Consider the following 12449-nt stretch of genomic DNA (forward strand, 5'->3'; position numbering starts at 1 on the left):
GCCCAGGGCGTCTCCTCAGCCACGCGCGGCCGCGAACGCCAGCGCCACAGCCATCGCGGCCTCGATCGGATCTATCGAGGCCCGATCCAGTTCTCCCGCGAGCGTGCCTTCGCCGCCGCCCCGCAGCAGCGCCGCCAGCACTGCCATCAGGTCGCGCGCCGACAACGCCCGCATCCGCTCAGTCAGCCCGGCGACTCCGGACACGCCCAGCGCCGTCTCGATCTCCGCCAGCGCGCCCAGCGTAAGGCACAGCCTCCGCTCGCTGCCGGCCAGCACCGCCACAGCCTCGCCCCGTACCCCGTTGGCCCCGGTCATGCGGCCGAGAACGCCACGGCTCCGGCGCTGGCCAGGCTGACCGCGAACGTCGCCTCACCCTCGTGGTCGCCGGCGTACTCCAGCGCCGAAACCACGAACGGCCCTTCCAGCGTACCGAAGTCCGGCACCATCAACCGCCAGGTCTTCAATCCCTGATCGAAGAACGCCTCCCGGATCAGGGCGTCGGACGCTGCATCACGGAAGATGCCCTGTCCTGAGACCGCCGCCGACTTCACTCCGGCTCCTCCCAGCAGCTCGCGCCACCGCCCGGCGCTGTCCGCGTCCGTCGCGTCCACCGTCCGGGCATTGAGCGAGATCGTCCGCGCCCTCAGCCCTGCGACCGTCGTGAATACGCCCGGCGCGCTCTCGATTTTCAGCAGGATGTCTTTGCCACGCTGTGCAGCCATGATCGTACTCCTCAGATGTCTTCGGTGATCGCTCTGACGCGCACCACGCCCCAGACCCGCTTGTGGTCGCTGGAACGGAACACGTCGGCGAAGGTCGTGCGGATCGACACGGCGCGAACCCCGTCCGCCTCAAGAGGCGCCTCGTGGATCGACGCTCTCACCGCCGCGCAGATCGCCTTGGCCTCTTCCGTGCCTTCGAACCGTGAAGCGCAACGCAGGGTCAGCACATGCTCCACCCCGCATCCGTCCGCGTCGACCGGCTTGCTCTCGCATCGCCCGATCAGCAGGTGCGGATACCCGGCTCCCCTCGGCGCGGCGTCCCAGATACGCGCCGGATCGCCCAGCAGCGATTGCAGCGCGCCGTCCGCTCGCAGGTGCGCGATCAGCGCCTTCTGCAGCGCATTCTCATGCTCGCTCATCGCGTCCTCTCGATGTTCAGGGTCACGCGTCCGGGTCGATCCGGATCGCCGTTCACAGCCTCGATCACCCAGTCGGCGCCGCCGAACCGGATGACCCTACGCTCGACGAGGCGCGGGTCGGAGCGTGTCTCCGCCGTCGCCGCCTCGACCGCAGAGGTCACACCGGCTTCGGTCCGCTCCCGACGTCGTCGCCCGTCCAGTCTCAACCAGACCGACCCGAGCGGCTGGTAGCTCACGGCCCGCCCGCCGTAGGGCGTCTCCGCCTCGACCGACTCGAGCAGTTGCGCCAGAAGCCTCACAGCCGGACCACGCGATACGGCGCGATCCAGGATTCCACCGGTCGGATCGACATTTCGACCTCACCCCGCTCGTAGGCGCGCAGGGCCAGCATCAGGACCGCCAGCCTCAGCGGCGCGGCGGAAGTGGATGTGAGCTCCAGCCCGACCTCGCCTTCGACCCGCGCTCGGGCCGCATCGATGAGTGTCTGGATCAGCGCGTCTTCGGCCTGGTGTTCGACGCGCAGGAACAGTTTCGCCTCCGTGAGGCTCACGGGTGCGGTCATGGGAACCACCTCGATTGTTTTGAAGAAAGGGATGGCTGGTGCCTGGTGGCCCGCGGCTAGGCCTGACAGCCGCCACTCACCTCTTCACCAGCCACCAGTCGCGAACCACTAGTCAGCCGGCGCGAGTCAGCTCGCGCTGAACTTCATCACCTTGATGGCGTCGAAATTCTGGATCCCGCCGCCGACGCGTTTGGTCGTGTAGAACAGCACATAGGGCTTGGCCGAATAGGGGTCCCTGAGCACCCTCACCCCGGCGCGATCCACGATCAGATAGCCACGCTGGAAGTCGCCGAACGCGATCGCATGACTGTTCGCGGCGATGTCCGGCACCGTCTCGATCTCGGTCACCGGATACCCCAGCAGCGACGCGGTCTCGCCCGGCCGGGTCGCCGGCGACCAGATGTAGTTGCCGTCCGCATCCTTGAACTTGCGCACGGCAGACACGGTCTTCCGGTTCATCACGAACCGCCCGTTCGGCCGGAACTGCGCCTTGGGCGCATAAATCAGATCGATCAGCCTGTCCGTAGGGCTGGAGGTCGCAAAGGCCCCCGCCGCGCCCGATGCGACATAGCCGATGTCGCCCCAGGCGTGGGACGCATCCGCCACGATCGAATAGCCGAGGAAGCCCTTGGGCTTGTTCGTCCCGTCGCCGGTTACGAAAGCCGTCGTCTCTTGCGCCGCGAACGCGTCCTCGACTTCCGAGGCGAGCCATTCGTCCAGATCGACCAGCGCATCGTCCAGCAGGCTCTGCGTCGCTGCCGGATTGGCGTAGAGATCGGCCGCCGGGAACTCCAGCAGCGCCAGCGTCGCCGGGTCGGTCTCGGGCCGTGCCGCCGTCTCCGCCACCCAGCCGCTCGCGATCCCCGCCGTCGACACCGGCTTCCGGAACACGCCGGAGGCAACTGTCCGCACAGTCGCGATCTCCCGCATCGGACTGGTCGCCATCAAGCGGCGCTCGATGGCCCGCTCGGTCTCCGGCGGCACGACATAGCCGCCCGAACTCGACCCGGTCGACAGACCCGTTTTGAGCTCCAGACCCAGCTCACGCCCGGTTCGGACATAGCCGTCAAACGCCGCCTTCGCTTCGGGCGCCGAGGCGACCGCGACGGGTTCGCCTCCGATCGCCGGACGCCTCGCCTCCGACAGCGCGCGGTCCAGACGCGCCTGGGCTGCGCCCACGGCTTGGTCGATTCGCGCCACCTTTTCCTCCAGCAGCGTGTCGGCCGAGGCCTTCTTCTCGATCTCGCTCAGCCGGGCGTCATTGGCCCCTTTGAACGCCTCGAACGCCGCCATCATCTCATGCATGGCGGCGCGCGCCTCGGGCGAAGCCGAAGCCTGTTTGGTCTCTTTCATCATGTCTCCAGTTGAAATGGAGCGGGCTCTAGCCACGCCCCTCCGCCCTCCCGCGCCGCGAGCGGCGAGCGGGAAGTTCTCGTCAGGCCGGCCTGAACCGCGCCCCCGGCAGCATCGGAAACGTCACTAGGGAAATCTCCCACAGCTCCACGCCGCTGAGCACCCTCAGCCGCCCGTACCGACGCGCCTTGGCCGCCCGAAAGCCGATCGACAGCCCGTCCAGCGCCCCCGCCCGGCTCAGCGCCTGGGCATAACGCGCCTCCGCCGACCAGTCCGCGATCCGGCCGCGCACCCGCAAGCCCCGCTCGTCCTCGACGATCTCGTCCCAGACCCCGACAACCGACCGGCTCTCGTGCTGGTGAAGCATCCGCACCCCGCCCGGGCCGGTCCGTTTCAGGCTGTCGGCGAACGCGCCCTTCGCCACCACATCCCCGTTGAGATCCGCGACGCCCCAAAGCGAGGCATAGCCCTCGACCACCAACCCGGCGTCGATCACCACCGTCATCGCTCGCCCTCCAGCTTCCGCTCGATCCGCTCGACCGCGGCCCGCGTCGCCACGCCCTGCTCCTCCAGCCGCGCCAGCCGTTCGGCCACCAGTCGCTGCTCGCCGACCCGGTCCTCCAGCGTCGCGATCCGCGCCGCCGCCCCGCCGGCCCACACCAGCCCGCCGATCGTCTGGATCGCCAGCGCGACGCCGAGCGCCGTCGCTATCTTCTTGAGATCCTCCATCAGTCGCCGACCCCTGCCATCCGTCGACGTTCCTCGTCGGTCAGGAAGCTCGCCGCGTTCAGCCGCGCCCACAGCGCGTCCCGCTCGGGCTGCAGCGCCGGCACCGCATCCAGATCCGCCTCGATTCTCACCCCTTCGAACCGCCCGCCCAGCCACCCGCTCAGCGCCCCCGCCATCTTCCTCGCCAAGGGAATCACCGTCCCTCGCCAGAAGGCCGCATTGGCCTCCCGATAATTCGCATAGGTCGCGTCCCCGGGGATCCCGAGCAGCTGCGGCGGAACCCCGAGGGCCAGGGCGATCTCCCGCGCCGCCGCATGCTTCCCGGCGATGAAGTCCATGTCCGCCGGGCTCATCGACATCGGCTTCCAGTCCAGCCCGCCCTCCAACACCATCGGCCGCCCGGCGTTGACCGCCCCGGCATGCGCCTCGCCCAGCTCGGCCTTCAGCCCCGCGAACTGCGCCTCCGTCAGCCGCTCGCCATCCTTCGACGAGAACACCAGCGCCCCCGACGGCCGCGCCGCATTGTCCAGCAGCGCCTTGTTCCAGGCGCCCGAGCTGTTGTGCACATCGATCGCGAATGCCGCCGCCTCCAGCGGCGAAAACCCGTAGTGATCGTCGGTCGGATGGAACAGCTTGAGATGCATCACCGGCATCCACCCGTCCGCCTCCCGCCCGATCCGCACCGAGCGCCCGCCGACCGAATACTCATAGGCTTCCGGCCATCCGACCCGCCCCGGCACGACCTGCACCCGATCCGGTCTCAGGCTCCACAGCTCGCCCGGAACCTCATCGCCCACCGCCTCGACATAGGCGTTCCCCGCCGTCTGCAACGCGCCATAGACGCCTTCCATCCATTCCGCCCCCGACTGTTCCGGGTTCGGCTGGGCGAGCAGTTTCGCCGCCGGATGCCCATCGTCGCGCACCCCGTCCACGAACACCGCCAGAGGCGCAGACGCCGCCGCCTCCGCGATCATCCGCACGCAGCGATAGGCCACCGCGTTCCGGCTGAACCCCTCGCGCGCCAGGTTGGCGTAATCGCGCGGCGTCCACCGCGGCCGCCCCGCCCCGGTCAGCGCGATCAGCGGCCCGGCGCGGCTCTGCTTGGCCTCGGGCGCACTTCGTCCGGGCCGCCATGGAAACAGGGGCATGGTCTCTCCTTGACCGGATCGACCGGTCGCATTCTTTGAAAGTTCGCTGGCCGCAATGGCGCTCATCGCCTCGGCCAGTCCGTCAGGGATGGATTTAGACCGGCCTGCAGCGGTACCCCGCGCCTAGGGAGCGGATGTTGCGCCGCATCAGGCTTACCGCATCACCAGTCGCTTCAACTCGTTCCCGACCCCGACCCAAGGTCGAGCAGCGACCAGATCGAAGCTCGCGCCCGGTGTCACAGCCCCTGTGACGAAGGTATTCGCAGCCCCATAGATGGCTTCATAAGTCGACGCCCCGCCCGGCACGACGATGCTGGCGAGATCCGCTCCGCGCGTCACTGTTGAGCCTGCCGTGATGATGGGAGATGTCGGACCGGAGCCGGTCTCAAGTTGGACGCCCCAGGCATCGATCGGCGATGTCACACCTCCCAAGGCCGTCATGAACGATATAGTCACCAGAGTGGCGGTCACTGTGAAAGGGAACACAAGGCGCTGCCACTGAGTGTTCACCGCCAGGTTGGCGGACGGCGTATAGCCAGTGTTGTGGGTCTCATTCAGTCTGACGTTCGTCGTGCCCGAAGCGGCCTTTACGTAAGCGCTCAGAACATAGTTACCGGCCGGCGCCGTCACCAGTTGATACCATTGCTTTAGCCCGCCGTTCAGGGTCAGGCGAACGGCGCCGGCGCTTCCGGACGGATCGGCATCGGGGCCGAGGGCGGCGGTCGCGCCTGCATCGGCCTGCCAGACGGGGTTCAGAAGCGCGGTGGAGTGCCGCAACAGGTTCGTCGCCGCAGGCTCCAGCAACAGGCCCCGATCCGTGATCCGGGCCACGCCCGTGGCGAAGGCCGTGACGACGCCCGCCGTCGTCACGGCCGTGCCGGCCCCGGACCGGGAGAAGCTGACGCCCGCCAGGCTCGCGAACGAGGACGCGGTCTCCCCGCCTCTCTCATACCGGTTCTCGATGACGTCGATCAGGAGGGGGAGTGGATTCGCTCTCCGCATGGTCACCGCCGGGTGACCCAGTTCGATGCCGATCATCAGTCGAACATCGCCACGATATGCGCTGCCGTGGTTCCGGTGGCCAACACCCTTCGGGCCTGTACGGCGACATAGCCCACAGGATGGTTCTTGAGCGTCACCGCCTCCCCGTCTGGCGACGCTACGGGTACGACCTTCAGATCGCCGGCTGCGCCGACGTAGAGCGCCTTGGCCAAACTCGGCAGATCGGCGCCGTCGGACGGCGTCACGGCCTGCAGGCGACGCGCCGGCGCCGATGGTGACGGTGTGAAAGCGGCATAGGCATCCGGACTGGACGGCATGGTCGATCTCCTCGTTTTTGGAAAGCGCGAGCACCGGGGCGACGGGGGCCTGCCCCGCCTCATCCCGATTTCCCGTCATGCCCAAACTATAAGGGATCAGCGTCACAAGGCGCGGATAAAGGCTCTAAATAAAGCCGACCCTTGATTCTAAAGGCCGATTTCGACGATCCGTTGATGGGTATCGCCGAACTCTGATCAGCTCGCCGCCGCGATCTCGTCGGTCTCGATCACAGGCTCCAACGCCCCGGCGATGGCTGCGATCAGCTCGCCGATCTGGATCGGCTTGCCGACATGCCCATCCATCCCCGCCTGGGCGCAGGCTTCGATCTGGTCGGGCTGCACATTGGCCGTCAGGGCCAGGATCGGCACGGCGGCGCGCGCCCCGCCCGAAGCCCGGATGGCCCGCGTCGCATCCATTCCATCCATGACCGGCATATGCACGTCCATCAGGATTAGATCGTAGTCGCCTTTCGACGCCGCCTCGACCGCCTCGGCGCCGTCGCACACGACGTCAAGCTCGACGCCCCATCCCGCCAGAATGATCCGCACCAGTTCGCGGTTCGCCGGCGCGTCGTCCGCCAGCAGAATGCGGGTCCCGGACGCCAGCCCGACGGTGTCGTCCCTATCGGCCCCGACATCGCCCTCGGCCTCGACGAGCGGAATCTCGAACCAGAAGGTCGATCCTTCGCCCGGACGGCTCTCCACCCCGATCTCCCCGCCCATCAACTCGATAAGCCGGCGCGAGATCGCCAGTCCCAGCCCTGTCCCGCCATAGACACGCGTGGTCGATGCATCGGCCTGGGTGAACCGGTCGAACAACGCGTCGATCTTCTCCGGCGCGATGCCGATGCCGCTGTCGGCTACGGCCACCCTCAGCCGCTCGCCTCGACGGCGCACATCCAGGCGGATCTCGCCTGACACCGTGAACTTCACGGCGTTGGACAGGAAGTTCAGGGCGACCTGCCGGAACCGGCCCTGGTCTCCCAGGATGCCGCCTGGCAGGTTGTCGATCTCGACCACCAGGCGAACGCCCTTGGCCTGACATTGTGTCTCGATCATCGCCGCGGCGCCCCGCGCGGTCGCAGCCGGGTCGAACGCCATAGCGTCCAGGCTGACCGCCTCGGCCTCCAGCTTGGAGTAGTCCAGGATGTCGTTGATGACGCTCAACAGCGCCTCGCTCGCCGTCGCGATCCGGTCGGCATAGCGCCGCTCCGTCTCCGGCAGGTCGGGGCTGTCCTGCAACAGGCCCGAGAAGCCGATGACGCTGGTCAGCGGCGTTCTGAGCTCATGGGACATGTTGGCCAGGAACTCGGACTTGACCCGCGCCGCCGCCTCGGCGACGTCGCGCGCCGTGATCAGTTCGGCTTCCAGTCGCTTGGTCTCGGTGATGTCCCGCACCACGTCATGGAAACCGATCGCCAGGCCCCCGGCGTCCCGGATCACAGTCGTCCGGGCCTCGAACCAGCGCACCGATCCGTCGCTGTGTATGCCGCGATACCGCACGCCGCGCGCCGACTGTCCGACCGGCAGCTTGACCAGGGCTCGGAAGCTCTCCGCGAGCGCGGGCACGTCCTCGGGCAGGATCATGTCGGTGACCGGACGCCCGATCACCTCGGCAGGCATCCTCCCGCTCGAGGCCTCGACCGACGGCGAGACGTAGGTGACGATCCCGTCCACCCCATAGGTGATGATGATGTCCGTGGCCCCGTCGGCCAGCATCCGGTAACGGGCCTCGCTCTCGACGATCCGCCCATGCGCCATCTCGGCCTCGGTGACGTCCTGGAACACGCCGTAGACCGCGACGGCTCGGCCCTCGGCGTCCTGCTCGACCATGCCGCGCGACATGACGATCCGCTCTTCGCCATCGGCCCGGACGATCCTCAGCTTGAACTCATAGTCCTCACCGGTGTCGATGCACCGGTTCACCGACGCCCTGACCACCTCGCGATCCTCGGGGTGGTAGAAGCTCACCGCGTCGTCATAGCCGGGGTCGAAGGTGTCCGGCGACGCGCCGTGGATGCGGTAGACTTCCTCGGACCACGACACCCTTCGGGTCGTCAGATCCAGCCGCCAGTTCCCGACGCCGGACATCTGCTCGGCCATGCGCAGCACGCCGAGTTGCTCGTCGATCACCCGGGTCGCGGCGCTCTGGTCCAGGATGTCGCCCGCCATCCCCGCCATCAGTTTCAGCGTGTCCAGCATCTGATCGCTCGGACGCGAACGCGGCCTCGTGTCCAGCACCGAGAATGCCCCGACCATCCGGCCGTCCGCCGTGGAGATCGCGGCGCCCGCGTAGAACCGGATTCCGTCAGGCCCGGTCACCATCGGGTGGGTGTTGAAAGGAGCCTGCGCCGTAGCGTCCTCGACCACCAGCACACCGTTCTGCCCCATGGCCGCAACGACATGGGACACGCTTTGCTCGCGCGGCATGGATCCCATGGAAATCGGCACGTTAGAGCGGAACAGCGTTCGATCGCCGTCCAGTACGGACAACATGATGATCGGGGTGTCGAATATCGAGCAGGCAAGCGTCACCAGCCGGTCGAACGCCGCCTGATCTCCTCCCTGGGTCGTCTCTTTCACCAACACGCTCGAGGCGGTCATGTGTGGATCTCCGTCCTGCGACGAAGATTGCCGTTGAGGTCCAAAGTTTTGGTTAGCGAGCTCGGCTGTTCACGGGCTCCACGCCCCGCTCCTCGATCCAGTCCGAGGCGTCATGGTCGATCGCATCCTCCGGCTCGGCCAACTCCTCCTCGGAGATCGTCTGCCCCCGGATCGACACGCCCGCCGTATGCACCGTCTCCGGATCGCCCGACACCAGCGGATGCCAGTCCGCCAAGCCGCGTCCTTCATGGATCCGCCGATAGCCGCAGGACTTCGGCATCCACGCCAGCGCCTGGATATTCCACGGCGTCAGCTTGATGCAGTCGGGCACATGCTCCTTCCGGTTCGCATAGTCCGTGCAACTGCACAGCTGGCTGTCGAACAGCTTGCAGTGGACCCTTGTGGGGAACACCTCGCCCGTATCCTCATCCTCGAACCGGATCAGGCAGCACAGCCCGCACCCGTCGCACAGGCTCTCCCACTCCTCGCGGGTCATCTGGTCCAGCCGCTTCGTCTGCCAGAAGGGCTTGGGTTCGGGGGTCGTACGCTTTACATCCACGCGCTCCCCATACGCCTCCCCGCGCCCGAAAGCATCCATGGCCCCCCGCTCGTCTCCGAGACCCCCTCTCGTCGCCCTGAAGGACGTCCGCCTTCAGGATGGCCCGCGCCCTCTGTTCGACGGCGTCGACCTGGCCATCGAGCCACGCACGCGCTCCTGCCTCGTCGGCCGCAACGGCGCCGGCAAGTCGACTCTGATGAAGGTCGTCATGGGCCTGATCGAGCCCGACAGCGGGACCCGCTCCATCAACGGCGCGGTCAAGTTCGCCTATGTCCCTCAGGAGCCCCTGATCGCCGGCGACACCCTGTCGGACTACGCCACCTCCAACGGCGCCGAGCACTGGACCGCCGACGCCTGGCTCGAAACCTTCGGCATGGACCCGAACAAGTCCACCAAGGGGCTGTCGGGCGGCGAGATCCGCCGCGCCGCCCTCGCCAAGGCCTTCGCCGAAGAGCCCGACTTGCTCCTGCTGGACGAGCCGACCAACCACATGGACATCATGGCCATCGAGCTTCTCGAGAACGAGATCATCGACGCCAAATGCGCCGCCCTGATCGTCTCCCACGATCGCGCCTTCCTGAACCGTGTCACCCAGTCCTGCCACTGGCTGGAGGGCCGCAAGGTCCGCACCCTGAACAAGGGCTTCGACGCCTTCGACGAATGGGCCGCCAAGACGATGGAAGAGGAGGCCATCGCCTTCCAGAAGCTGACCAAAACCATCGAGCGCGAGACCGCGACCTTCTACTCCTCCATCACCGCCCGCCGCAGCCGCAACGAGGGCCGCGCCCGCTCGCTCGACGCCTTGCGCGCCGAACGCGCCGAACAGGCAAAGGACCGGCCGCGGGAGATGCTGCTCGGGGTCGATTCCGGCGGCACGTCCGGGAAACTGGTCGCCGACCTCAAGGGGGTCACCAAATCCTTCGGCGACCGCGTCGTCATCAAGCCCTTCACCAGCCGCATCCTGCGCGGCGACCGGCTGGCCATCGTCGGCCCGAACGGCGCGGGCAAGACCACCTTGGTCAAGATCATGCTGGGCGAGCTCGAGCCCACGGAGGGCACTGTCAAACTCGGCGCCAGCCTGGAGACCGTCTACCTCGACCAGTCCCGCGACGGCCTGAAGTCGGACATGACCCTGTGGGACGCCCTGACGCCCGGCGGCGGCGACTCGATCATCGTGCGCGGCTTCTCAAAGCACGTTGCGGCCTACGCCAAGGACTTCCTGTTTACCGACGCCCAGTTGCGCCAGCCGATCTCGACCCTGTCGGGCGGCGAGCGCAACCGGCTGCTGCTGGCCATCGCCCTGGCCAAGCCCGCCAACATGCTGGTGCTCGACGAGCCGACCAACGACCTCGACATGGACACCCTCGACAAGCTTGAAGAGCTGCTGGAGCAGTACGACGGCACCCTGATACTCGTCAGCCACGACCGCGATTTCGTCGACCGCTTGGCCACATCGACCATCGGCATGAACGGGCGCGGCGACATCGTCGAGACCCCCGGCGGCTGGACCGACTTCATCGGCCAGAACCCCGGCTTCCTGAAGCCCCAGGCCGCACAGGCCGCGTCGAAACCCGCGCCGGTGGCGCCGCCTCCCCCGCCGCCACCCGCTCCAAAGGGCAAGCTGTCCTTCAAGGATCAGCACCGGCTGAAGGAGCTCGACGCCCTGATCCACACCCTCCCTGCCGACATCGCCGCCCACGAAACCCGTCTCGCCGACGTGAATTTCTACTCCCGCGACCCGTCCGGTTTCGCCAGCACGATGAAGGCCATGGAGGTCGCCCGCTCCAGGCTGGAGGCGGCCGAGGAAGAATGGCTGGAACTGGAAAGCAAGCGCGAGGCCCTGGCAGGCTGATCGCCGCACCGCTGGCGTTTGGTCCGCCGATCACCAGATGCGATCCATGCCCCTGACGATCCAGACCCTCTCGCTCACGCCAGAGCAGCACCGGGCTGCCGCGCGAGTGAACCAGACCCTTCAGGCCATGCCGCGCTTCAAGCCGGAGGGCTGGCGGTTTCGTCTGGGCATGCAGCTCAATGCGCCAGCCAGCCGGGTGGTCGGCCAACTCAGCGCCATGACCCTGAAACGTCGCGGCGTGACCGTATCCACGCTCAGCCTTCCCACCGCCGACGCCCCGGTCCCCTTGCGTCTTCTGATCCCTGCCGAGCCGCCCCGCGCCTTGGTGATCGACCTGCACGGCGGAGGGTGGGTGTTGGGCAGCGCCGCCCTGAACGATCCCCTGACCCGGCATTTGGTCGAAGCGGGCTTCGCCGTGGCGTCTGTCGACTACAGGCTGCTGGATGAGGCCCGGCGCGTGACCTTCCACGACCAGGTCGCCGACTGCGCCGCCGCTCTGCGCTGGGCCGTCGACGAGGGCCGGACCCGGTTCGGAGTGTGGGATCTCTTCGTCATCGGTGAGTCCGCCGGCGCCCACCTCGCCGCACTGGCGGTGCTGAAGTTGCGGGACGGAGGCGGCGCCCGGCTACCACTTCCCATCTTCGTCCAAGGGGCCTTCGACCTGTCCGGCACGCCGTCGGTCCACGCCGCCGATGCCCGAACCCTGCTTTTCGACGGCCCGAACCTGGCGGCCGGTCTGCGTCAGATCGCACCCGAACGTGACGAGGCCGCCCTGAGGTCGCCGGACCTGTCACCGCTCCATGCCGATCTGACGGGCATGCCGCCTGCCCTGTTCATCGCCGGCGAACTGGACCCCTTGCAGGACGACACCCGCCTCATGGCCCGGGCCTGGTCCACCCAGGCGGACGCGACCCTGCTGGAGGTCCCCGCCGCCGCCCACGGTTTCCAGCATTTCGGCGGCCCGACCGTCGCCTTGGCCCAGGCCTTCATCCGGGACTGGATAGAGGCGCACCTGACGCCGAACAGCGTTTATGTGGACAAGCCAAGCACCTGATCGCCCATCGTTAAATTGATCCGCCCACAGAGGTTAACAGGCTTGTCCACCGGCCTCGGGGCCGTATTGCACAGCGGCGCCAAATCCACCGCTTGCCGGATCCTTCGATCGGCGCGAACCTGATTTTG

15 protein-coding genes are annotated in these 12449 nt (G+C 67.6%); 2 read left to right on the forward strand and 13 right to left on the reverse strand.

Annotated elements, in window-relative coordinates; translation table 11 throughout:
- Positions 1-15: 15 nt before the first annotated feature.
- The 13 genes from ACQY68_RS14420 to ACQY68_RS14480 all read right to left on the reverse strand — a co-directional run bounded on the left by ACQY68_RS14420 (position 16) and on the right by ACQY68_RS14480 (position 9352).
- On the reverse strand, positions 16-282 hold the full coding sequence (locus ACQY68_RS14420; RefSeq protein WP_428150255.1) for a GTA-gp10 family protein: 267 nt from the start codon (positions 280-282) through the stop codon (positions 16-18).
- Between the two features lie 29 nt (positions 283-311).
- On the reverse strand, positions 312-722 hold the full coding sequence (locus tag ACQY68_RS14425; RefSeq protein WP_428150257.1) for a phage major tail protein, TP901-1 family: 411 nt from the start codon (positions 720-722) through the stop codon (positions 312-314).
- An 11-nt stretch (positions 723-733) separates the two neighbouring features.
- The gene (locus ACQY68_RS14430; RefSeq protein WP_428150259.1) at positions 734-1141 is read right to left on the reverse strand and encodes a DUF3168 domain-containing protein; all 408 of its coding nucleotides are present in this window, start codon (positions 1139-1141) and stop codon (positions 734-736) included.
- Positions 1138-1440 (reverse strand): phage head completion protein, encoded by a 303-nt coding sequence (locus ACQY68_RS14435; RefSeq protein ID WP_428150260.1) that lies wholly within the window; start codon positions 1438-1440, stop codon positions 1138-1140. The genes ACQY68_RS14430 and ACQY68_RS14435 overlap by 4 nt, the downstream gene beginning before the upstream one ends.
- Positions 1437-1703 carry a head-tail connector protein gene (locus ACQY68_RS14440; RefSeq protein ID WP_428150262.1) on the reverse strand — a complete coding sequence of 89 codons (267 nt, stop codon included), beginning with the start codon at positions 1701-1703 and terminating at the stop codon, positions 1437-1439. The genes ACQY68_RS14435 and ACQY68_RS14440 overlap by 4 nt, the downstream gene beginning before the upstream one ends.
- Before the next feature lie 126 nt (positions 1704-1829).
- Positions 1830-3056 carry a phage major capsid protein gene (locus tag ACQY68_RS14445; RefSeq protein WP_428150264.1) on the reverse strand — a complete coding sequence of 409 codons (1227 nt, stop codon included), beginning with the start codon at positions 3054-3056 and terminating at the stop codon, positions 1830-1832.
- Between the two features lie 82 nt (positions 3057-3138).
- Positions 3139-3561 (reverse strand): HK97 family phage prohead protease, encoded by a 423-nt coding sequence (locus tag ACQY68_RS14450; protein ID WP_428150265.1) that lies wholly within the window; start codon positions 3559-3561, stop codon positions 3139-3141.
- Positions 3558-3785: a hypothetical protein gene (locus tag ACQY68_RS14455; protein WP_428150266.1), complete on the reverse strand. Its 228-nt coding sequence runs from the start codon at positions 3783-3785 to the stop codon at positions 3558-3560. Before ACQY68_RS14455 ends, ACQY68_RS14450 begins: the two co-directional genes overlap by 4 nt.
- On the reverse strand, positions 3785-4933 hold the full coding sequence (locus ACQY68_RS14460; RefSeq protein WP_428150268.1) for a phage portal protein: 1149 nt from the start codon (positions 4931-4933) through the stop codon (positions 3785-3787). Before ACQY68_RS14460 ends, ACQY68_RS14455 begins: the two co-directional genes overlap by 1 nt.
- Positions 4934-5086: 153 nt before the next feature.
- The gene (locus tag ACQY68_RS14465) at positions 5087-5971 is read right to left on the reverse strand and encodes a phage head spike fiber domain-containing protein (protein WP_428150270.1); all 885 of its coding nucleotides are present in this window, start codon (positions 5969-5971) and stop codon (positions 5087-5089) included.
- A complete protein-coding gene (locus ACQY68_RS14470) occupies positions 5971-6252 on the reverse strand; it encodes a spike base protein, RCAP_Rcc01079 family (protein WP_428150271.1) in 282 nt (93 codons plus the stop codon). Before ACQY68_RS14470 ends, ACQY68_RS14465 begins: the two co-directional genes overlap by 1 nt.
- A 195-nt stretch (positions 6253-6447) precedes the next feature.
- Positions 6448-8856 carry a PAS domain-containing protein gene (locus tag ACQY68_RS14475; protein ID WP_428150273.1) on the reverse strand — a complete coding sequence of 803 codons (2409 nt, stop codon included), beginning with the start codon at positions 8854-8856 and terminating at the stop codon, positions 6448-6450.
- 52 nt (positions 8857-8908) lie between these two features.
- Positions 8909-9352, reverse strand: coding sequence for a YcgN family cysteine cluster protein (locus tag ACQY68_RS14480; RefSeq protein ID WP_428152676.1), 444 nt, complete (start codon positions 9350-9352; stop codon positions 8909-8911).
- Between the two features lie 100 nt (positions 9353-9452).
- Between ACQY68_RS14480 and ACQY68_RS14485 the strand changes: the two genes are divergently transcribed.
- Both ACQY68_RS14485 and ACQY68_RS14490 read left to right on the forward strand, forming a co-directional pair.
- The gene (locus ACQY68_RS14485; RefSeq protein ID WP_428150275.1) at positions 9453-11267 is read left to right on the forward strand and encodes an ABC-F family ATP-binding cassette domain-containing protein; all 1815 of its coding nucleotides are present in this window, start codon (positions 9453-9455) and stop codon (positions 11265-11267) included.
- A gap of 46 nt (positions 11268-11313) precedes the next feature.
- On the forward strand, positions 11314-12321 hold the full coding sequence (locus tag ACQY68_RS14490) for an alpha/beta hydrolase (protein ID WP_428150276.1): 1008 nt from the start codon (positions 11314-11316) through the stop codon (positions 12319-12321).
- Positions 12322-12449 lie beyond the last annotated feature (128 nt).

It is taken from the genome of Brevundimonas sp., from assembly GCF_965278935.1.
Lineage (GTDB): Bacteria > Pseudomonadota > Alphaproteobacteria > Caulobacterales > Caulobacteraceae > Brevundimonas.